Origin of the sequence: Streptosporangium sp. NPDC049644, assembly GCF_040675205.1 — a bacterium.
Classification (GTDB): domain Bacteria; phylum Actinomycetota; class Actinomycetes; order Streptosporangiales; family Streptosporangiaceae; genus Streptosporangium; species Streptosporangium fukuiense.
Genome location: NZ_JBFAOJ010000080.1, coordinates 1 through 20,879, shown reverse-complemented (window position 1 = coordinate 20,879; position 20,879 = coordinate 1). Strand labels below are relative to the sequence as shown.

Genomic DNA, 20,879 nt, shown 5'->3' with positions numbered 1-20,879 from the left:
ACTCACCGGCCCCGCGCCCTACCTCAGGCCGGCTTCGGCCGAGGCGAGGACCGTGCCCTCGCTGGTGCGCAGGTGCCCCTCGCCGGTGTAGACCCACTTGGTCGAGGTCAGCTCCGGCAGGCCCATGGGGCCGCGTGCGTGCAGCTTCTGGGTGGAGATGCCGATCTCCGCGCCGAAGCCGAACTCCGCGCCGTCGGTGAACCGGGTCGAGGCGTTGACCGCCACGGCCGCGGAGTCGACCAGGGCGACGAACCTGCGGGAGGCGCTGACCGAGCGCGTGACGATCGCGTCGGTGTGGGCCGAGCCGTACTTCCTGATGTGCGCGACCGCCTCCTCCAGCGAGTCGACCACGGCGGCCGCGATGTCCAGCGAGAGGTACTCCATCCGGAAGTCCTCCTCCTCGGCGGGTACCACGTCGCCGTACGCCGCGACGCGGGCGTCGCCGTGCACCGTGACGCCCTCCGCCGCCAGGGCGGCCAGCGCGCGCGGCACGAAGGCGTCCGCCACGGCCGCGTGCACCAGGAGCGTCTCCGCGGAGTTGCAGACCGAGGGGCGCTGGACCTTGGCGTTGATCAGGATCTGGATCGCCAGGTCGAGGTCCGCATCGGCGTCGACGTAGACGTGACAGTTGCCCACGCCGGTCTCGATCACCGGGACCGTGGACTCCTCCACCACCGAATTGATCAGCGAGGCCCCGCCGCGCGGGATCAGCACGTCGACCAGGCCGCGGGCCCGCATGAGCTGCTTGACCGAGTCACGGGTCGACCCGGGAACCAGCTGGACGGCCCCCGCGGGCACCTCGGTGTCCGCCAGCGCCTCCTGCATGATCCTGACGAGGACCTTGTTGGACTCGTACGCGCTGGAGGAGCCGCGCAGCAGGGTGGCGTTGCCGCTCTTGAGGCAGAGCGCCGCGGCGTCCACAGTCACATTGGGCCGGCCCTCGTAGATGATGCCGATCACCCCGAGCGGGACCCGGAGCTGGCGCAACTCCAGTCCGTTGGGCAGCGTGTTGCCCCGGATCACCTCACCCACCGGGTCGGGAAGGTCGGCGACCTGACGGACCGCCTCGGCGATCGCCTCGATCCTGGCCTCGTCGAGGCTGAGACGGTCGATCATGTATTCGGAGGTCCCGCTCTCCCTGGCCCTCTCGACGTCGAGCGCGTTGGCCGCGACGATCTCGGCGGACCCGGCCACGAGCGCGTCCGCGATCACCCGGAGCGCGGCGTCCTTCGGCGCCCTCGGCAGCGGGGCCAGCTCGGCGGCGGCCTCTTTAGCCGCCAGGGCTACCTTCAGGAAGTCCTCGGACATCTCGCGCTCCCAAATGAACTAGTGGTGGGATTCCAGTATGACGATGTCGTCACGGTGGATGAGCTCTCGCTCGTACTCGGGCCCCAGGGCCGTCGCCAGTTCCCTGGTGGAACGGCCGAGCAGCTCGGGGATCTCCCCCGCGTCGAAGTTGACCAGGCCGCGCGCGACCACCTGGCCGCGCGGCTCGCACAGATCGACCGGGTCGCCCGCCGCGAAGTCGCCCTCGACCGCCGTGACCCCCGCGGGAAGCAGTGACTTGCGGCGGCTCACCACGGCCTCGACGGCGCCGGAGTCCAGGTGGAGCCGGCCTCGGCCGGTGGTGGCGTGGGCCAGCCAGAGCAGGCGGGTGCCCGGGTGGCGGCCCTCCGGGTGGAAGTAGGTGCCGACATCGGTTCCCGCGAGGGCCTGAGCCGCGTGCGCGGCGGCGGTCAGCACCACGGGAACACCCGCCCCTGTGGCGATCTTGGCGGCCTGAACCTTGGTGATCATGCCACCGGTGCCGACCGCGCCGCCCTTGCCGAGTTCGACCCCGAGGAGGTCGGAGGGCCCGCGCACCTCGGTGAGCCGGCGGGCGCCGGGGCGGCGGGGGTCGTCGTCGTAGAGGGCGTCCACATCGGAGAGCAGCACCAGCGCGTCGGCCCTGGTCAGGTGGGCGACCAGGGCCGCGAGGCGATCGTTGTCGCCGAACCGGATCTCGTCGGTGGCCACGGTGTCGTTCTCGTTGACCACCGGGACGATACCCAGTTCGAGCAGGCGTGCCAGCGTGCGCTCGGCGTTGACGTGGTGCGAGCGGCGCATCATGTCGTCGGCGGTCAGCAGCACCTGACCGACCCGCAGACCATACCGGGCGAAGGAGGAGGTGTAGCGGGCCACCAGCACGCCCTGGCCGACCGAGGCCGCGGCCTGCTGGGTGGCGAGGTCGCGTGGCCTGGCCGCCAGGCCCAGCGGGCCGAGGCCCGCCGCGATCGCGCCCGAGGAGACCAGCACGATCTGGGTACCGGACTTCCGCCGGGCGCCGAGCACGTCGACCAGGGCGTCCACCCGGTCGACGTCGATCATTCCCTGCGGAGTGGTGAGCGAGGACGAACCCACCTTCACGACGAGGCGTGAGGCCTTACGGATCCGTTCGCGCGCAGAGTCCACGACACGCACCTTTCAAAAATGATCATTGAGAGAACAGCGGAAGGCGTACTAACCGAGCCGGTTGTCCGACCCGCGCGGCCCCTGGTGCACGGCCTCGGCGTTGAGCGTCGGCTGCCAGTCGAAGATGTAGCCGTTCTCCATGGAACCGATGATCACTTCGGCCCCGGCCTTCGCCCCGGCCTTGGTCAGCTCCTCCTCGACGCCCAGCCGCTCCAGCCGGTCGGCCAGATAGCCCACGGCCTCGTCGTTGGTGAAGTCGGTCTGGCGGATCCACCGCTCCGGCTTGGCCCCGGTGACCTGGAAGGTGTCCTCGTCGACCCGGCGGACGACGAATCCCGTGTCACCGTGCTGCTTGGGCCTGATGACCAGCCGGGTCGGCTCGGGGGCGGGGGCGGCGGCCCTGGCCGCTGCGACCATCTCCCCCATGGCGTAGGTCAGTTCCTTGAGCCCCTCGTGGGTGGCCGCGGAGATCGAGAAGACCCGGAGCCCGCGCTCCTCGAGCATCGGCCCGACGATGTCGGCCAGGTCGCGGGCGTCGGGCACGTCGGACTTGTTGAGCACCGCCAGGCGCGGCCGGTCCTCCAGCTTGCCGTACGCCGCGAGCTCGGCCTCGATCGCCTCGTAGTCGCTGATGGGGTCGCGGCCCGGCTCCATCGTGGCGCAGTCGATCACGTGCACCAGTGTGTTGCAGCGCTCGACGTGGCGCAGGAACTCGTGCCCCAGGCCCTTGCCCTGTGAGGCGCCGGGGATCAGGCCGGGCACGTCCGCGACCGTGAAGACGGTCGCGCCCGCGGTGACCACCCCGAGGTTGGGGACCAGCGTGGTGAACGGGTAGTCGGCGATCTTCGGCCGGGCGGCGGAGAGGGCCGCGATGAGGGAGGACTTGCCCGCGCTGGGGAAGCCGACCAGCGCCACGTCGGCGACGCTCTTCATCTCCAGCATCACGTCGAGCTCGTCGCCGGGCTCGCCGAGCAGCGCGAAACCGGGGGCTTTGCGCTTGGTGGAGGCCAGCGCGGCGTTGCCGAGCCCGCCGTGCCCGCCCTCGGCGATCACATAGCGGGTGCCCGCGCCGACCAGGTCGATGAGGACCTCACCGGTGTCGGCGTCCTTGACCACGGTGCCGTCCGGTACCGGGATGACGATGTCGGGACCGTTGGCGCCGTCGCGGTTGGAGCCCTGCCCCTGCTTGCCGTTGTCGGCCTTGCGGTGCGGGCGGCGGTGGTACTCCAGGAGCGTCGCCGTGTTGGCGTCCACCTCCAGGATCACGTCGCCGCCGCGGCCGCCGTTGCCCCCGTCCGGGCCCCCCAGCGGCTTGAACTTCTCCCGATGGACAGAGGCGCAGCCGTTTCCCCCGTCACCGGCCTTGATGTGCAGGACCACCTGGTCCACAAAGTCCGGCATCTCTACTTTCCTACCTCTATCTACGGGAACTTCTGCGGAAAACGCGAACAGGGGTGGACCGCCGAATGCGATCCACCCCTGCCCTCAACGTCTGTCGGTGCGAATCTACTCCGCGACCGGAACGATGCTCACCGCGCGGCGCCCGCGCTTGACACCGAACAGAACGTGGCCTGCGGCCAGCGCGAACAGCGTGTCGTCACTGCCACGGCCGACGTTGTCGCCGGGGTGGAAGTGGGTGCCACGCTGACGAACGATGATCTCGCCGGCGTTGACCAGCTGACCACCGAAGCGCTTCACACCGAGCCGCTGGGCGTTGGAGTCGCGGCCGTTCCGAGTGGACGACGCGCCCTTCTTGTGTGCCATCTCGCAAAACTCCCGAAACTCAGGCCTGGTCGATGCCGGTGATCTTCACCTGGGTGTACCGCTGACGGTGACCCTGGCGCTTCTTGTACCCCGACTTGTTCTTGTACTTCAGAATCCGGATCTTCGGACCCTTGGTCTCACCGAGAATCTCGGCGGCAACCGTGAACTTGCCCGCCTCGGTGGTCACGTCGCCGTCGTTGACGACGAGGACCGTCGGCAGCGAAACCGTGGAACCGACCTCGCCGGCGACCTTGTCCACTTCAAGGACGTCACCGACGGAGACCTTCTGCTGCCTGCCGCCGCAACGAACGATCGCGTACACCGCGGAACCCTTCTTCTGACTGCTTGCTCGCTGGATGCTGCGCCCCGCATCCGGCTGTGGTCATTGATGACGTACCGGGTAGGCGCGCGAACAGGGCGCGCCATGAGCGCACCGGTTCACCAGAATACCGGATTGACGGTGTCCTGGTCGAACCGGGCGGAACGTCGGGGGTGCCGACCTCAGGACCTGCTCCTTGGATCTTCTGCCTGCCTTGGTCACCCGGACGGGGCCTCGCGACGGTATCCGTCACCCATAGCACGCTATGAGCTCCTCTTCCGCCCTACGAGACACCATCCGGCAGACCCACGCCACGGCAAAATCTGCGGGACAGGACCTACTCGGCCGGCCTGGCCTTGCGGGAGCGTCTCCGCCCCCGGCCAGAAGCCTGTGCTGCCTGACCGTCCTCGTTCTGGACGCCATCAAGCGCATCGGTCACCGTATCACGACCCGACTGGTCACCGGCCGCCACAGCGTGGCTACCGTCCTTGCCGAGCTTCTCCGCGACGGCCTTCTCGACCGCCATCTTGCCCTGCGTACCACGCGGCTCCGGCTTGCCCTCGACCGGCTCGGTCGAGACGTGCAGGCCGCGGCCGTTGCAGCACTCGCAGACCGTGGAGAACGCCTCCAGGAGGCCCTGACCGACCCGCTTACGCGTCATCTGGACCAGGCCCAGGGAGGTGACCTCGGCGACCTGGTGCTTGGTACGGTCGCGGGCCAGGCACTCCAGCAGCCGCCTCAGCACCAGGTCCCGGTTGTTCTCCAGCACCATGTCGATGAAGTCGATGACGATGATGCCGCCGATGTCGCGCAGCCTGAGCTGGCGGACGATCTCCTCGGCCGCCTCCAGGTTGTTGCGGGTGACGGTCTCCTCGAGGTTGCCGCCCTGACCGGTGAACTTGCCGGTGTTGACGTCGACCACGGTCATGGCCTCGGTCCGGTCGATCACCAGCGAGCCACCGCTGGGCAGCCAGACCTTGCGCTCCATCGCCTTGGCGATCTGCTCGTCGATCCGGTAGGCGGCGAAGACGTCGCCGTCCTCCTCCCACCTGCTGAGGCGGTCGGCCAGGTGCGGGGCGACGTAACGGACGTACTCGTCGACCGTCTCCCACACCTCGTCTCCCGCGACGACCAGCGAGGAGAAGTCCTCGTTGAACACGTCTCGGACCACCCGGACCGTCAGGTCCGGCTCGGAGGAGAGCAACTCCGGCGCGCTGGCCGACTTGGCCTTGCGCTGGATGTTCTCCCACTGCGCCGACAGCCTGGCCACGTCACGGCTCAGCTCGTCCTCCGACGCGCCTTCGGCGGCCGTGCGGACGATGACCCCGGCGTTCTCCGGCATGACCTTCTTGAGGATGCTCTTGAGGCGGGTGCGCTCCTTGTCGGGGAGCTTGCGGCTGATCCCGGTCATCGAGCCGTCGGGCACGTAGACCAGGTAGCGCCCGGGCAGGCTGATCTGGCTCGTCAGGCGGGCGCCCTTGTGGCCCATCGGGTCCTTGGTGACCTGCACCAGCACCGACTGGCCCGACTTCAGCGCCACCTCGATCCGCTTGGGCTGTCCTTCCAGCCCGGCGGTGTCGAAGTTCACCTCTCCGGCGTACAGCACCGCGTTACGGCCCTTGCCGATGTCGACGAAGGCGGCCTCCATGCTCGGCAGGACGTTCTGCACCTTGCCGAGATAGACGTTGCCCACATACGACTGGCTCGCCTCGCGGTTGACGTAGTGCTCGACGAGGACCCCGTCCTCCAGTACCGCGATCTGGGTGCGCCCGCCGGTACGGCGGACCACCATCATGCGCTCGACGGACTCCCTGCGGGCCAGGAACTCCGACTCGGTGATGATCGGCGGACGCCTGCGGCCAAGCTCGCGCCCCTCGCGACGGCGCTGCTTCTTGGCCTCCAGACGGGTCGAGCCTCGCACGCTCTGCACCTCGTCCACCGAGGTGCTGCGCCCGGCGCGGGGCGCGCGGATGCGCACCACGGTGTTCGGCGGATCGTCGTGAACCTCACCCGCCTCGTCGGCGCCCCTGCGCCGCCTGCGGCGACGCCGGCGCGAGCTGCCGCTCTCCGAGTCCTCGTCCTGCTCGGCCTCGGGGCTGTCCTCCTCGTCCTGCTCGGCCTCGGTCTCCTCGCTCTCGTCGAGGTCCCGCGTCTTGCCACGGCCCCGACCGCCCCTGCGGCGCCGACGCCGACGGCCGCCGGCGTCCTCGTCTCCGTCCGTGTCCTCGTCCTCGGGCTCCTCGGCGATCTCGGCGGCCTTCGCCTCGACGGGCTCGGGCTCCGGCTGCGGCGCGGGAGGCTGGACCGGCGCGAGCCGGGCGGCGGGCTGCGTGGCCCGCTGCGGGTCGGGGGCCTGGAACAGCGGCTGGAACACCGCCGCGGGTGCCTGGAAGGTCACCGAGGGCACCTCGGAACGTTCTTGGGCGACCAGCCCGAAGGGGTCGGCGAACAGCCCCGGCCGCCGTTCCTCGACGACTTCCTCACCCGCCGGCTCGTCGTCGAGCGGTTCGTCAACGGGCAGTTCGAGCAGCAGCTCCGCCTCGGTCTCCTCCGCTCCCGCCATGGGCGCCTCGCCGGTGACCTCCTCGGCCACGGCCGGCTCCTCCCGCACGACCGCCTTCTTGCGCGTACGGGTGCGCTTGACAGGGGCGGCGGGCGCCTCCTGCGGCGCGGGCTCCTGAGCGGCGGCGGGCGCCGCCTCTGCGGCCGCCGTCTCGACAGGCTCGGCGACCGGTTCGGTCACCTTCTTCGCACGACTACGCCGCGCGGTGGTGACGGTGCCGTCCGTCGCGGCGGCCTTGCGCCGGGTGGCGCGCTTGGGCGCCGCCGCCTTCGCCTCCTCGGCCTCGGCGGGTTCCGCGGCCTTCGCGGGCTCCGCCGCGGGCCCGGACGCACCGGCCTCCGACGGTTCCGGCGAGATGCCGGACGCCGCCCGGGGCGCGGGTGCCGTCACGACCTCGGGAACCGAATCCGGCACCTCCGGCGGAGGTCCCGCAGGTCGGCTCGCAGCCCTGCGCCGGGGCGCCGGTGGCCGCGTCTCTTCTGTTGTCGTATCCCCACCGAGGCTGTTGACCCCGGCGTTGGGCTCGTTGTCGAGCATGCGGGCGCTCTCCCGTTCAGCTCCCGGGCACGTCTCCGCGCCGCGCGGGAGCTCTCGTCTCTCACTGTCCGCCAGGCTCATAGCCCGGCGCCAAGTCCTATATGTCGCCGCCGACGTGCCTGCCCACCGGTTCCGCTTCGCCGCCGCGCGTAATGTCGCGGTCCAGGCCGAACGGATCAGCGGGCTCACCGGTGCGAACGTCCAGCGGGCCCTGCGCCAGCCTGGTCACCTCGGGGGGCACCGGCGGCGCGAAGTCAGCCACAAGACGCAGTCCAGTGAGAACGTCGTCGGGTCGAACGGCAGGAGTTGCGTGCCGTACAACCATGCGAAGTATGACACATGGCCGACTGGACGCCTGACCTGCTGTTGTCCCTTTGCCCTCAAATGCCGCGAGGCTCAGCACCGCCTCCCGCGCGTCGAAACGTCGCATCCCCTTCTTGGTAAGGCGTTCGACCTCGACGTGATCGGTGGCAACGAATTTCTCAACCGCGACACCGGCGAGGGCGAGATCGGCTCCGGGCAACCGCAGTTCCCACGCCGAGCACTCCATCTGGTCGGCCAGACTCGCGGGGCCGGCCACCACGACGTCGAGTACGTCGAGACCGGGAGGCAACGAGGCGTCCAGAGCGACTCGCAGCCGCTCCGGGTCACACTCGCGCGTCAGGCTGATCTCGAGGTATTCGGCCTCGCTGGCGACCCCGGTGGGTGCGGCCCCTCCCACGTAGGAGATCTTCGGGTGGGGCGAGAAGCCCGCGCTGAACGCCACCGGGACGTCGGCTCGCCGGACCGCGCGTTCAAGCGCCCGGGAGATGTCGCGGTGGCTGGTGAAGCGCAGGCGGCCGCGCTTGGCGTAGCGCACACGGAGGCGCTGCACCACTGGCGCGGGCGGCGGCCCGTCGGGAGCGGGTTTCAGGGTGGTGTCGTCCTTCCAAAGTCGTGGTCGTTTCCTGGGTGGGCGGCGCTCACGCACCGCCTACCTCAGACAACCGTCAGTGGCAGCAGCTTCTTCCCGGTGGGCCCGATCTGGATCTCCGTCCCCATCGTGGGACAGACACCGCAGTCGTAGCACGGGGTCCATCGGCAGTCTTCGACCTCGACGTCGTTGACCGCGTCCTGCCAGTCCTGCCAGAGCCATTCGCGGTCGAGACCGGCATCGAGGTGGTCCCAGGGCAGGACCTCGTTCTCCTCGCGCTCGCGGGTGGTGTACCAGTCGACGTCGACGCCGACCTTGGCCGCGGCGTCCATCCAGCGCTGGTAGGAGAAGTGCTCGCTCCAGCCGTCGAACCGTCCGCCGTCCGCCCACACCGCGCGGATGACCTCCCCGACCCGGCGGTCGCCCCGCGACAGCAGGCCCTCCACGATCGAGGGTTTGCCGTCGTGGTAGCGCAGGCCGATCGCCCGGCCGTACTCCCTGTCACCGCGCAGGGCCTCCTTCAACGCCCTGAGCCTGCGGTCGACCGTCTCGTGGTCGGCCTGGCCGGCCCACTGGAACGGGGTGTGCGGCTTGGGAACGAAGCCACCGATGGAGACCGTGCAGCGGACGTCGCGCGACCCGGTGGCCTCCCGGCCGGCCTTGATCACCTTCTTGGCCAGGTCGGCGATGCCCTCGACGTCGACGTCCTCCTCGGTGGGCAGGCCGCACATGAAGTAGAGCTTCACCTGCCGCCAGCCCTGGGTGTACGCGGTGGTGACGGTCCTGATCAGGTCTTCCTCGGTGACCATCTTGTTGATCACCTTGCGCATCCGCTCGGAGCCGCCTTCGGGGGCGAACGTCAGACCGGAGCGTCGGCCGTTGCGGGAGAACTCGTTGGCCAGGTCGATGTTGAACGCGTCGACCCGGGTCGAGGGCAGCGAGAGCGAGGTGTTGGTGCCCTCGTAACGATCCGCCAGCCCCTTGGCGACCTCACCGATCTCGGAGTGATCGGCCGAGGAGAGCGACAGCAGGCCGACCTCGTTGAAACCTGACGCCTTCACGCCCGCCTCGACCATGTCGCCGATCGTGGTGATCGAGCGCTCACGCACCGGGCGGGTGATCATGCCGGCCTGGCAGAACCGGCAACCCCGGGTGCAGCCGCGGAAGATCTCCACACTGAACCGCTCGTGCACGGTCTCGGCCAGCGGGACCAGCGGCTTCTTCGGATACGGCCACTCGTCCAGATCCATGACCGTGTGCTTGTGGATCCGCCACGGCACACCCGACCTGTTGGGTGCGACGCGCTGGATACGGCCGTCGGGGTGGTAGTCGACGTCATAGAACTTCGGCACGTAGACCCCGCCGGACTCGGCCAGCCGCATCAGCAGCCCGTCGCGCCCGCCGGGCGAGCCCTCGGCCTTCCACTCGCGGATGACCTCGGTGATCGCGATGGCGATCTGCTCCCCGTCGCCCAGCACGGCGGCGTCGAGGAAGTCGGCGATCGGTTCGGGATTGAACGCCGCGTGACCGCCGGCCAGGACGATCGGATCATCGTCGCCCCGCTCCGACGCCTCCAGCGGGATGCCCGCCAGATCCAGCGCGGTCAGCATGTTGGTGTAGCCGAGCTCGGTCGAGAAGGAGAGACCGAGCACGTCGAACGCCCGTACCGGACGATGCGCGTCGACCGTGAACTGAGGTACGCCCTCGGCGCGCATGAGCGCCTCCAGGTCGGGCCAGACCGCGTAGGTCCGCTCGGCCAGCGTCTCCGGCAGCTCGTTGAGGATCTCGTAGAGAATCTGGACGCCCTGGTTGGGCAGACCTACCTCGTAGGCGTCCGGATACATCAACGCCCAGCGGACCGTCGTCTCGTCCCAGTCCTTGACGGCCGAGTTGAGCTCACCTCCGACATACTGGATCGGCTTCTGCACTCTGGGCAGGAGCGCTTCCAGGCGGGGAAACAGCGACTCGACAGACATGGCATCAAGAATATCCGCCTGGAGAGAGTGCCATAGGCAGTCACCCATGCCGGTGCTAGAAGGACTGCCGGCGCATGTGAATCGCTTGAAGTATCCCAAAAGCAATCATGTTGGCGAAGGTGGCGGTGCCGCCGTAGGAGACGAACGGCAGGGGAAGACCGGTGATCGGCATGATCCCGACCGTCATCCCGATGTTGACGAACGACTGGAAGGCCAGCCAGCACACGATCGACCCGGCCGCCAGCGTGCCGAACCGGTCCTCGCACTCCCGCGCGATCCGCACCCCCCGCAGCAGGATCACCCCGAGCAGTGCCACCACGGTGACCGAACCGAGGAAGCCGAACTCCTCCCCCGCCACCGTGAAGATGAAGTCGGTGTGCTGCTCGGGTACGAAGCGGCCGGTGGTCTGACCACCCCCGAACAGCCCCTTGCCGAACACCTCTCCCGACCCGATCGCGATCAACGACTGGGTGCTGTTGTAGCCGACCCCGCGTGGATCGCTGGCCGGGTTGAGGAACGCGGTGAACCGGGCGATCTGGTACGGCTCCAGGATGTCGAGGAACCAGACGGCCACCCCCGCGCCGACCACGCCGAGGGTGAGTCCGCCGATCCAGCGCTTGCGGGCGCCGGCCACGACGATCGCACCGGCCGTGATCACCCCGATGACCATCGTGGTTCCCAGGTCGGGCTGGAGCATCACCAACCCCATGGTGAAGACGGCCACCACCAGCGCGATCACGACGTCGAAACTCCTCGGCCGGTCGGTGCCGCGAGCGGGCTGGGCCAGCAGCATGGCGAGCATCAGCACCAGGCCGAGCTTGGCGAACTCCGAGGGCTGGAACGCGAAACCACCGCCCAGCATGATCCACGAGTGTGCGCCGTTAACCGTGCTGCCGAGAGGGGTGATCACCAGAAGCAGCCCGATCAGCGTCACGCCGTACACCAGCGGCGCGAAGGTCCTCAGCGTCCGGTGGTCCAGCATCGCGGCCGTACCGGCCAGCACGGCCCCGATGACGAGGTTGAGGATGTGCTTCTTGACCAGTCCGGTGGAGCCGGCCGCCCAGGTCCTGGTCGAAGACCAGACCAGCATCGTGCCGATGACCCCCAGGGCGGCTACGGCGACCAGCATCAACCCGTCCATGCGGCCCACCGCGGCGACCGCCGCCACCGTCCTGCCGGCCAGCGACGCCCTCGGCGGCGCGGCCGCCACCCGGTTCACGCCGCCCTCCTGGCGGATGTCACCGCCGACGCCGTCACGGACCGCACCGCGGACAGCACAGCGGACCTCATCGCGCCACCGTCCCGTCTTTCGCGATCACCGGAAGCGCTCTCACCGGGCGCCCGCCCGGCAGGATCGGGGAGACCTGCTTGCCGTCGGGCTTGAATCCGAAGATGCCCTCGTAGATCTTCCGCACCGCCGGAGCCGCGGTCTGGGCGCCCATCCCGCCCTGGGAGACCATGGCGACGATCACGAACTGCGGCTTGTCCGTCGGGGCGAACGAGGCGAACCACGACGTGTCGGCCTTGCCGTAGACCTCGGCGGTGCCGGTCTTTCCACCGACCTTGACCTTGTTCATGGGAAACCCGACAAAGGCCCCGGCCGCGGTGCCGTCGGAGGCGACCTCGCTCAGCGCTCCCTTGATGTAGGCCCGTTCCCGCGATGAGAGCGGCAGCCTGCCCACCACCGGCACCTCGATCTCCTTGACCTTGGTGCCGTCGGGGCGCACCAGTGCCCAGCCCAGTCGGGGGCTGCGCAGCCTGCCGTCCCCGACCAGCGCCGCGTAGGCCGCCGCCAGTTGCAGCGGCGTCACCAGCACGTCGCCCTGCCCGATGGAGAAGTTGGCGGCGTCACCGGGCCGCCACTGGTACCCCTCCAGGCAGTTCTCGTACGCCAGCCGTTTGAGGAAGGCGGCCCTGCTGGGGCTGCTTCTGGCCACCTCCGGATAGCCGGTCCTGGCCCGCTTGCAGTTGGTGTCCTTGGTCACCGACCAGAGCGTCTTCTTCCACGCCCGGTCAGGGATCCGTCCCGCCGACTCACCCGGCAGGTCGATGCCGGTGGGGCGGCCGAAACCGTAGGCGCGCGCCATGGCCGCCATCGGTTCCTTGGTCCTCCCCTTGGGATTGAGCCCGCCGTCGCGCAGCCATTGCTCGTAGGCCGCCCGGTAGAAGATCGTGTCGCAGGACTTCACCAGCGCCATGTGCAGGGTGAGCGTTCCCAGCCCGATACCCCGGAAGTTGTTGAACGGCCGGTCGCCCACCATGAAGGACCCCGGACAGTCGTACTGACCGTGCAACGGGTAGCCGTCCTTGAGCATCGCCGCCACCGACGACACCTTGAACGTCGAGCCAGGCGCGAACTCGCCCTTGATGGCCCGGGAGACCAACGGCTTACCCGCCTTGCCGGACAGCAGGCGCTGGTACTGCACCTCGGAGATTCCCCCGGTCCAGATCGCCGGATCGTACGTCGGCGCGCTGGCCAGGGCGATGACCCTGCTCGTCTTCACGTCCAGCACCACCGCCGCCGCGCCGTCGGCCGTGGGCGCGCCCTTCATCGCCTCGGCCAGCGCCTTCTCCGCCGTGGCCTGCACCCTGGAGTCGATGCTGGTGATGAGCGTGTCACCCGGCACCGGAGGCACGTGCTGCTCCACCCCGATGACCTTGCCAAGCCGGTCGACCTGCACCCGCCGCATCCCCGGCGTCCCCCGCAGCGACACGTCGTAGACCGACTCCAGGCCGTCCCTGCCCACCAGGTCGACCCCGGAGAACGCCGCCCTGAGCCCGTCGCGCCTGTTCAGCTCCTCCTGCGTGATCGGCTGCAGGTAGCCGAGCGCCTGCGCTCCCGCACTCCGGCTCGGATACTCCCGTACCGCCTGCACCTCGGCCGTGACCCCGGGGAACTCCTCCTGCCGTTCCAGGATCTGCAGGGCCTCGCGCGTGGTGACATCCGCGTCGATGGGGATCGGCTGGTACGGGGAGCCCGGCCAGCAGGGACGGGCGACCCCTGGCCCGCATGCCCTGATGCGCTCCCGCAGCTCGGCAGGGCGACGGCCGAGCACGGCGGCCAGCTTCTCGAGCACCTCCTTGCCGTTGCCCTCCATCCGGTTCAGGCGGGTGCGGTCGACCGAGACCACCAGCGTGGTCCGGTTTCGGACCAGCGGACGGCCCGTCGAGTCAAGGATCTGTCCGCGTACCGCGGGAACGACGACATCGCGCGTACGCGTCTCGGTGGCGGCCACCACGTACTCCGGACCGCGCACCACCTGCACCTGCCAGAGCCGGACGGTGAGCAACGCCAGCATCGACACCACCAGCAACTGCACCATGACCAGCCGCCCCCGCATCAGGCCCATGCCCGCTCCTCCCACCGCCGCTCACGTGTTCCCCAGCACGAGATGCCTCACAGGCGGCTCCGCATGACGTATCCGAGCACCTGGACGGGGCGCGGCTCCGGCCCGCAGACGAGCCTTCGCACCACCCACACCACCGGCGACGCGGCGAGCAGGTTGTAGAGCACCGCCTGCGGCAGCGCGGTCGTGAGCATGGACACACCGGTCCGCGGGTCTCCCAGCAGAGCGCCGGTCGCCACCGCGATCACCGGACCGGCGACCGCGCAGGCCAGCGCCGCGAGCGGCCCCGCCCCCGGATGGCTCTCCACGGCGCGTCCCGCGATGAAGCCGACGAGGCAGAGCACCAGCGCGTGGTGCCCGAACAGGTGCGCAGCCGGTGGCAGCACGTCGCTGAGAAGCCCGGCGGCGAAACCCATGGCCGCCCCCGCCGCTGCCCCGCGGGCCAGCGCGTACCCCACCACGGCGAGCAGCACCAGATCCGGCGCGGCCTGCCCTGGCAGCGGCAGCCTGTTGACGACGGTCACCTGGAAAATCATGATTCCCAGGAGCAGCGCCACGAAGATCGCGTTGCGCCCCATCCCGTCAGACCCCCTCTCGCTGGAAGCGGGGAGGCGCCGCCTTTCGCGGGCCGGAGGGGAGCACCGCGTCACGCGGGTCGCGGCGCGGCGCCTGCACCACCACGCCGACCACGTCCAGCGCGGTGAGGTCGGCGTACGGCCGTGCGTACGCGATGCGGGTCAGCTCACCCGGCGTGGCCTCCACCCGCTCCACCACCCCGATCGGCACCCCCGCCACGTACGGGGCGCCGCGCTGGGAGCCGAAACTCACGATGCGGTGGCCGGGGATGATGGGCGCGGTCGAGTCGAGCAGCCGGAAGCGGACCAGGCGGCCGTTCTCCCCCACCCCGTGCACCACTCCGATCTCGTTGCTTCCCTCCAGCCGGGCTCCGGCCGCTGAGGCGGGGTCGCTGAGCAGGACCACGGTCGAGGTGGACGCGCCCACGTGGATCACCCTGCCGACCAGGCCGTCGGCGTTCAGCACCGTCATCTCGGTGCGCACCCCGTCAAGGCGCCCCACGTCGAGTTCGACGGCCTCCTCGAACCCGGGAGCCCCGCGCCGGGCGATCACCTGGGTGGGCAGGATCTTGTATCCGCCGGTACCCGAGACTCCGAGCAGCTTGCGCAGTTCCTCCGAACGCCCCCGGTCGAGGCTCTGCGCCACCAGGTCCCGCTTGAGCCGCTGGTTCTCCGCGAGCAACTCCTCGATGCGTCCACGCGCGGAAGGAGCCCCGGTCATCGTCTCGAAGAACTCGCCGACCGGCCGCACGATCCCCGACCCCACGCTCTCCGCGGTGCCGAACAATGTCGTGCCGACCATGCGGAGCGGCCCGAACGGGGACTGCGTGGCCGAACGGTGGTCGATGGTCACGAGCACGAGCGCGGCGGCCAACAGCAGCCCCAGGTTGACCCGTGCCCGGCGGGTGTCCTTCATCAGTGCCGCGGCTCGGGAACCAGGACCTGCTGCAGGGCGTCGAAGTCCTCGACGCACTTGCCCGTGCCAAGCGCCACGGAGTCGAGGGCGTTGTCGACGAGGTGGATCGGCATGCCGGTCTCGGCCTTCAGCCGCTCGTCCATGCCCTTGAGGAGCGCCCCGCCTCCGGTGAGGGCGATTCCCCGGTCCATGAGGTCTCCGGATAGCTCCGGCGGGCACTTGTCAAGTGTGGTCTTGACCGCGTCGACGATCACGTTGAGCGGTTCCTCGATGGCCTTGCGGATCTCGGCCGCCGACACCACGATCGTCTTCGGCAGGCCACTGACCAGGTCACGCCCCCTGATCTCGGCATGGCTCTCCTCCGGGAGCATGCAGGCGGAGCCGATGGCCATCTTGATCTCCTCGGAGGTGCGCTCACCGAGCATGAGCGAGTACTCCTTCTTCGCGAAGGCGATGATCGCCTGATCGAGCTCGTCACCGCCCACTCTGATCGACTGGCTGGTCACCACGCCGCCCATCGAGATGATCGCCACCTCGGTGGTGCCGCCGCCTATGTCGACCACCATGTTGCCGGTGGGCTCGTGCACGGGGAGCCCGGCGCCGATCGCGGCGGCCATGGGTTCCTCAACGATGTAGACCCTGCGGGCGCCCGCCTGGTATCCGGCCTCCTTGACCGCCCGCTGCTCGACCCCGGTGATCCCACTCGGCACGGCGATGATGATGCGCGGCTTGGCGAAATGGCGGCGCTTGTGCACCCGCTGGATGAAGTAGCGCAGCATGCGCTCGGTGACGTCGAAGTCGGCGATGACACCGTCCTTAAGCGGACGGATCGCGATGATATTGCTTGGAGTACGGCCTATCATCCGCTTGGCCTCGATGCCAACGGCCACGATCTTCCCGGTGATGCTGTTGATCGCTACGACGGACGGCTCGTTGAGCACGATTCCGCGCCCTCTGACGTACACGAGGGTGTTCGCGGTGCCGAGGTCGACTGCCATGTCACGGCCCAAAAAAGCAAGATTGCTGCCCATGAGGAAGGCTGGCCTCCTTCCGTCAGGTCGTCGGCGAAAACTACGGAACGCACTCGAATCGTAACGTGACGCACCCACCCTTGAGCGCAATGAGCCGGCCTACCGCAGCAAAATCTTGGGTTAGCCAAACAGGTCGGGCCCCGCCGTCCTTCTGGACGGCGGGGCCCGACAAACACGATAAAAGCGGGCGCCTAGAAGCGATCCGGGAAGAAGATCTTGATCTCCCTTGCGGCGGACTCGGGGGAGTCCGAGCCGTGGACGACGTTCTCGCCGATCTCCAGAGCGTGGTCGCCGCGGATGGTGCCGGGAGCGGACTTGACCGGGTCGGTCAGGCCGGCGAGGGAGCGGAAGGCCTCGATGGCGCGCGGTCCCTCCAGCACCAGCGCGACCAGCGGACCGGAGGTGATGAACTCCACCAGCTCACCGAAGAACGGCCGCTCGGAGTGCTCGGCGTAGTGCGTCTTGGCGGTGTCGACGTCCAGGGTGCGCAGCTCCAGCGCCACGACCTTCAGGCCCTTGCGCTCGACACGGGCGATCACGTCGCCGATGAGACCACGCGCCACACCGTCGGGCTTGATCAGGACAAGGGTGCGCTCGGACACTGAGGTTCTCCTTCGAACACGTATGGGTCGCTGACTGCGGTAATCGCGCGAAGTTTACCGCCCTTCGCGCGCTTTCCCGTGGTCGGCGGAGTCACTGCAGGGCCGGACCGCTTCCCGGGCCGTCCTCCGGGGAGGGCGCGGGCGGTGGCACCACCACCGGCGGCGCGACCACCTTCTCCGGCTCCGGCTCCGCGTCGGGGTCCCGCTCGGGAACGCGGTCCGGCTCGTGCCGAGGCCTGGACCTGTTGCCCTTGCCCGCTCCGGTACCTCCTCCGGCCGCGGCGACGGACCCTCGCTCCGGCCCGGCCTCCGGCTTCGAGCGGGCCGGCGTGTGGGAACCGGTCACCGCCTCGGAGCGCGGCCGCACCACCGTGGGCCCTGGCTGTCCTCGCGTGACGGCCTCCCGCCATGCACCGCCGGCGGGATCGATCTCCCCCGCGGGAGAGGGCACCAGCCCGGAGGAGGGGCTCGCCACGGGTGAGGTGTCCACCGTACCGGCATCCGGCGGGCTCCCCGGACTCCCCGGACTCCCCGGCAGGAGTCGGGCCAGCACGGCAGCGAGCACGATCACCACCAGCACCAGGCCGCCCCCGATCAGCGCCCACAGGTGCAGAGCGTCCACGAACCCGTCGACCAGCGCCTGCGGAGACTTGGCCTCCCGCAGCTGGGCGACCTGGACGCCGCTGCCCAGCAGGAATCCGGCCAGCACCGCGGGGAAGAACAACGACAGCGCCAGGAGCGCGGCCTCCTCGGCACAGGAGCGCAACGCGCCGGTGATGGCCATCGAGGCGCCGCCCGCGAGCAGGGTGAACGGGAGGATCAGCGCGAGCCCGCCCGGAGCGGGCAGGAACAGCCGCACCGCACACAGGCCCGCGACCACCACCACCAGTCCACCGGCGGTGACCATGGGCATCGCCGTCGCGCCCAGCCGGTTCGTCAGCGCGGCGGCGAGGAGGGCCACCAGGGTGGCGATCGCGAAGGCCGACCAGAGGCCGGACAGGCCAGGACCTCCCAGCCCGCCGAGTTCGACATAGGTGACCTGGGCCGCGGTGGGCAGGACCACCACGCCGACCGCGACCATCGCGTAGGCCGGCGCGCGGCCGACGGCTCCCCGTGAGGCCCCCGAGGAGGCCAGGGCGAGCAGCACGGCGACGGACACCAGGGCCGCGCGGATCACAAGACCCGCCGACCAGTCGAACGTGCTTCCCAGCGCGAGGGCCGCGACGCCCGCGGCGGGCACGACCGCCCACAGCGTGCGCCCGCGTGCCGCGACGGCCGCGCCCGGACCGGCGGTGCTCCCACCGTCCTTCAGCCACAGCACGAGGTAAAGCGCGGCCAGCGCGAGCGCCACCCCGGTGAGCATCGGGTACGGCTGCAGGGTGACGCGCCAGGAGTCGACCTGGTCGAGGGGCCAGAGCGCGAGCGCCTGTGCGGCCAGGAGACTCGCCGCCAGCACGGCCGCCCACAGTGCCCGCAGGAACGACGAGCGCCCCCAGACGGCCATCAGGGTGGCGGGGACCAGCAGGCCCGCGCCGACACCGTGCAGGACCCGCAGGCCCCCCACCAGCATCGTGGACCCCGCATAGCCGCCGGCGGCGTCCGCGAAGGCGAGCAGGGTCAGCCCCGCGACCACCATCGGGGCCGCCCGCACCCGGCGTACGAGCACCGCGGCCACCGGCATGGTCAGGACCATCGCGGGGAGCGCCAGCCCATGCGCCCTGATCATCGCTATCTGCGAGACTTCCGGCGGCAGGAGGGCGGCGACCACCGAGATGGTGTTGGGGATGGCGACGATCGCCAGCGGCAGCACTACTGCGACGAGCAGTCCGAGGACGACGTCGAGCATCAACGAGACACGGAGTGCGCGCACCAGGCCCGTGGGCCCGGCGCCCACTGCCCGGGTCGGCTGGATGGGAGGGACGGCCATGTTGGCCGACTTTAGCGAGAAGTCACGCCCTCGACACGGCGAGCGACGAATATCGCTGTGATCCACAGCGCGGCGAAGATCACTCCGAGGAGGAACATGGTCGGGACCATGAAGCCGGAGGCTATGGCGAGCAGCTGGATCAGGCTTCCCACGATGTAGGCGAAAGGCCGCCTGAGCAGGCCGATGACCAGAACACAGAGGAGCGCCAGACCCAGCCCGACGGTGGCCGCGACAGCCGGTTCGACACCCTGCGTGTTGATGGCCACCGGCGTGAACAGCCCGACGACTATGGCCTCCATGCCGAGCACACTGGCGCAGAGGCGCCTCATGCCCGGAGTGACCGTGATCATTTCTCGCTCCTCCTCAGTCGCCCGGCCGTCGGCCGTCGGCACCCACCGCTCATTGCGTCTCGTCCGCCTTGAGCAGAAGCCGCGCGTCACCGGCGGTGACCACGGAACCTGTGATCAACACCCCGGCACCGCTGAACTCTCCCAGAGCGTCGACCATGCCGATCGCCCTGTCGATCGCACTGTCCAACCGCTCGACCTGGTGCACCCGGTCGAGACCGAAGACCTCCTCGGCCAGCGCGGCGAGATCGTCCACGTCCATGGACCTTGGCGAGGAGTTCCTGGTCACCACGATCTCGTCCATCATCGGTTCCAGCAGTTCCAGGATGCCCTCGACGTCCTTGTCCTCGAACACCGCCACCACTCCGATGAGCTTCGCGAAGTCGAAGGACTCGTGCACCGCGTCCAGAGTGGCGCGCATCCCCGCCGGGTTGTGCGCGGCGTCGACGATGACCGTGGGGCCCCGGCGCACCACCTCCAGCCTGCCGGGCGAGCGCACCCCCAGGAACGCCTGTCGCACCAGCTCGGTGTCGAGAGGCTCGTCCCCGCCGGTCAGTGCCTCGACCGCGGCCAGGGCGCAGGCGGCGTTGCTCGCCTGGTGGGCACCGTAGAGAGGAAGCAGGATGTCGTCATAGGTCCCCTTGAGGCCCTTGAGCCGGAGCAGTTGCCCGCCGATGGCGAGTTCCCGGCCCAGCACTCCGAACTCCAGCCCCTCGCGTGCCACGGTGGCGCCCGTCTCGGCCGCCTGCCGCATCAGCACCGCGGCTGCGGGGAGCTCCTGCTGCGCGAGCACGGCGGTCGCCCCGGCCTTGATGATGCCGGCCTTCTCCCCCGCGATCGTCTCGACATCGGGCCCGAGGTAGTCGACATGGTCGAGGGAGATGGGCGTGATGACCGCCACAGTGCCGTCCGCGACGTTGGTGGCGTCGGTGATGCCGCCCATTCCCGTCTCGATGACCGCGACGTCCACGGGGGCGTCGGCGAACGCCGCGAACGCCATCGCGGTGAGCGTCTCGAAGAAGGAGAGCCGCCGCCCTTGAGCGTCGACCATCTCCAGGTAGGGCGCGATGTCCTCGTAGACCTCGACGAAGCGCTCCTCACTCAGTGGAGCACCGTCCACGCTGATGCGCTCGCGCATGGAGACCAGATGCGGGCTGGTGAACCGGCCGACACGCAGATTGCGCTCGCGCAGCAGCGCCTCGATCATCCGGGTCGTGCTCGACTTACCGTTCGTACCGGCCACGTGCACGACTGGATAGGAGTGCTGCGGGGAACCCAGCAGATCCACAAGCGCGGCGATCCTGTCGAGACTGGGCTCGAAGTTCCACTCGACTCCGCGCTGCATGATCGCTTGTTCAACCGCTCGATAGTCCACGTCTCCAGCCTACTGACGTCCCGGTCAGGTTCCGGACACGAGTACCCTCAACGCAAAAAAGGGCCGCACCGCCCGGTGTGACCCTTTCCCATCGCGAGATACCAGAACAGAAGGGTTCTCACCGACCGGCGGGACCTCTCCCCGGAAAACACGAAGGCCCCCACCGAAAGGTGAGGGCCCACATGAAAGATTGTCCGGCGGCGACCTACTCTCCCACACCGTCCCCGGTGCAGTAC

General features: G+C 69.6%; 17 protein-coding genes. All 17 read right to left on the bottom strand.

Features of this window, described 5'->3' with window-relative positions; all coding sequences use genetic code 11:
- Positions 1 to 18: 18 nt before the first annotated feature.
- Entirely contained in the window at positions 19 to 1,308 is a 1,290-nt protein-coding gene (locus AB0J58_RS32970) for a glutamate-5-semialdehyde dehydrogenase (RefSeq protein ID WP_364223320.1), read from the bottom strand.
- A gap of 18 nt (positions 1,309 to 1,326) precedes the next feature.
- A complete protein-coding gene (gene proB, locus AB0J58_RS32965) occupies positions 1,327 to 2,451 on the bottom strand; it encodes a glutamate 5-kinase (RefSeq protein WP_364223317.1) in 1,125 nt (374 codons plus the stop codon).
- Between the two features lie 48 nt (positions 2,452 to 2,499).
- A complete protein-coding gene (obgE, locus tag AB0J58_RS32960) occupies positions 2,500 to 3,852 on the bottom strand; it encodes a GTPase ObgE (RefSeq protein WP_343977151.1) in 1,353 nt (450 codons plus the stop codon).
- 105 nt (positions 3,853 to 3,957) lie between these two features.
- Positions 3,958 to 4,215 carry a 50S ribosomal protein L27 gene (rpmA, locus tag AB0J58_RS32955; protein ID WP_030924780.1) on the bottom strand — a complete coding sequence of 86 codons (258 nt, stop codon included), beginning with the start codon at positions 4,213 to 4,215 and terminating at the stop codon, positions 3,958 to 3,960.
- A 19-nt stretch (positions 4,216 to 4,234) separates the two neighbouring features.
- Entirely contained in the window at positions 4,235 to 4,537 is a 303-nt protein-coding gene (gene rplU / locus AB0J58_RS32950) for a 50S ribosomal protein L21 (RefSeq protein ID WP_030924785.1), read from the bottom strand.
- Between the two features lie 334 nt (positions 4,538 to 4,871).
- Entirely contained in the window at positions 4,872 to 7,634 is a 2,763-nt protein-coding gene (locus AB0J58_RS32945; protein WP_364223314.1) for an Rne/Rng family ribonuclease, read from the bottom strand.
- Positions 7,635 to 7,731: 97 nt separating this feature from the next.
- On the bottom strand, positions 7,732 to 8,511 hold the full coding sequence (locus AB0J58_RS32940) for a TIGR03936 family radical SAM-associated protein (RefSeq protein WP_343977164.1): 780 nt from the start codon (positions 8,509 to 8,511) through the stop codon (positions 7,732 to 7,734).
- A 101-nt stretch (positions 8,512 to 8,612) separates the two neighbouring features.
- Positions 8,613 to 10,523: a TIGR03960 family B12-binding radical SAM protein gene (locus AB0J58_RS32935; protein ID WP_343977167.1), complete on the bottom strand. Its 1,911-nt coding sequence runs from the start codon at positions 10,521 to 10,523 to the stop codon at positions 8,613 to 8,615.
- 55 nt (positions 10,524 to 10,578) lie between these two features.
- Complete coding sequence (rodA, locus tag AB0J58_RS32930; protein ID WP_364223311.1) at positions 10,579 to 11,742, bottom strand: rod shape-determining protein RodA; 1,164 nt, start codon at positions 11,740 to 11,742, stop codon at positions 10,579 to 10,581.
- 67 nt (positions 11,743 to 11,809) lie between these two features.
- Positions 11,810 to 13,873 carry a penicillin-binding protein 2 gene (mrdA, locus tag AB0J58_RS32925; protein WP_364223308.1) on the bottom strand — a complete coding sequence of 688 codons (2,064 nt, stop codon included), beginning with the start codon at positions 13,871 to 13,873 and terminating at the stop codon, positions 11,810 to 11,812.
- Positions 13,874 to 13,920: 47 nt separating this feature from the next.
- On the bottom strand, positions 13,921 to 14,448 hold the full coding sequence (gene mreD / locus AB0J58_RS32920) for a rod shape-determining protein MreD (RefSeq protein WP_343977176.1): 528 nt from the start codon (positions 14,446 to 14,448) through the stop codon (positions 13,921 to 13,923).
- 4 nt (positions 14,449 to 14,452) lie between these two features.
- A complete protein-coding gene (gene mreC, locus AB0J58_RS32915; protein WP_343977179.1) occupies positions 14,453 to 15,361 on the bottom strand; it encodes a rod shape-determining protein MreC in 909 nt (302 codons plus the stop codon).
- On the bottom strand, positions 15,361 to 16,392 hold the full coding sequence (locus AB0J58_RS32910; protein ID WP_030924806.1) for a rod shape-determining protein: 1,032 nt from the start codon (positions 16,390 to 16,392) through the stop codon (positions 15,361 to 15,363). The genes mreC and AB0J58_RS32910 overlap by 1 nt, the downstream gene beginning before the upstream one ends.
- 191 nt (positions 16,393 to 16,583) lie before the next feature.
- Positions 16,584 to 16,994 carry a nucleoside-diphosphate kinase gene (gene ndk, locus AB0J58_RS32905; RefSeq protein ID WP_030924808.1) on the bottom strand — a complete coding sequence of 137 codons (411 nt, stop codon included), beginning with the start codon at positions 16,992 to 16,994 and terminating at the stop codon, positions 16,584 to 16,586.
- 91 nt (positions 16,995 to 17,085) lie between these two features.
- Complete coding sequence (locus AB0J58_RS32900; protein ID WP_364223305.1) at positions 17,086 to 18,921, bottom strand: hypothetical protein; 1,836 nt, start codon at positions 18,919 to 18,921, stop codon at positions 17,086 to 17,088.
- An 11-nt stretch (positions 18,922 to 18,932) separates the two neighbouring features.
- Positions 18,933 to 19,271 (bottom strand): DUF4233 domain-containing protein, encoded by a 339-nt coding sequence (locus AB0J58_RS32895; protein WP_364223302.1) that lies wholly within the window; start codon positions 19,269 to 19,271, stop codon positions 18,933 to 18,935.
- Between the two features lie 49 nt (positions 19,272 to 19,320).
- The gene (locus AB0J58_RS32890; protein WP_364223376.1) at positions 19,321 to 20,613 is read right to left on the bottom strand and encodes a folylpolyglutamate synthase/dihydrofolate synthase family protein; all 1,293 of its coding nucleotides are present in this window, start codon (positions 20,611 to 20,613) and stop codon (positions 19,321 to 19,323) included.
- Between the last annotated feature and the right edge of the window lie 266 nt (positions 20,614 to 20,879).

Excerpts from the sequence above, each read along its gene's own strand:
- AB0J58_RS32970 (WP_364223320.1), bottom strand. The coding sequence starts at position 1,308 with ATGTCCGAGGACTTCCTGAAGGTAGCCCTGGCGGCTAAAGAGGCCGCC.
- obgE (WP_343977151.1), bottom strand. The coding sequence starts at position 3,852 with ATGCCGGACTTTGTGGACCAGGTGGTCCTGCACATCAAGGCCGGTGAC.
- rpmA (WP_030924780.1), bottom strand. The coding sequence starts at position 4,215 with ATGGCACACAAGAAGGGCGCGTCGTCCACTCGGAACGGCCGCGACTCC.
- AB0J58_RS32945 (WP_364223314.1), bottom strand. The coding sequence starts at position 7,634 with ATGCTCGACAACGAGCCCAACGCCGGGGTCAACAGCCTCGGTGGGGAT.
- AB0J58_RS32935 (WP_343977167.1), bottom strand. The coding sequence starts at position 10,523 with ATGTCTGTCGAGTCGCTGTTTCCCCGCCTGGAAGCGCTCCTGCCCAGA.
- mrdA (WP_364223308.1), bottom strand. The coding sequence starts at position 13,873 with ATGGGCCTGATGCGGGGGCGGCTGGTCATGGTGCAGTTGCTGGTGGTG.
- mreD (WP_343977176.1), bottom strand. The coding sequence starts at position 14,448 with ATGGGGCGCAACGCGATCTTCGTGGCGCTGCTCCTGGGAATCATGATT.
- mreC (WP_343977179.1), bottom strand. The coding sequence starts at position 15,361 with ATGAAGGACACCCGCCGGGCACGGGTCAACCTGGGGCTGCTGTTGGCC.
- AB0J58_RS32910 (WP_030924806.1), bottom strand. The coding sequence starts at position 16,392 with ATGGGCAGCAATCTTGCTTTTTTGGGCCGTGACATGGCAGTCGACCTC.
- AB0J58_RS32900 (WP_364223305.1), bottom strand. The coding sequence starts at position 18,921 with ATGGCCGTCCCTCCCATCCAGCCGACCCGGGCAGTGGGCGCCGGGCCC.
- AB0J58_RS32895 (WP_364223302.1), bottom strand. The coding sequence starts at position 19,271 with ATGATCACGGTCACTCCGGGCATGAGGCGCCTCTGCGCCAGTGTGCTC.
- AB0J58_RS32890 (WP_364223376.1), bottom strand. The coding sequence starts at position 20,613 with ATGCAGCGCGGAGTCGAGTGGAACTTCGAGCCCAGTCTCGACAGGATC.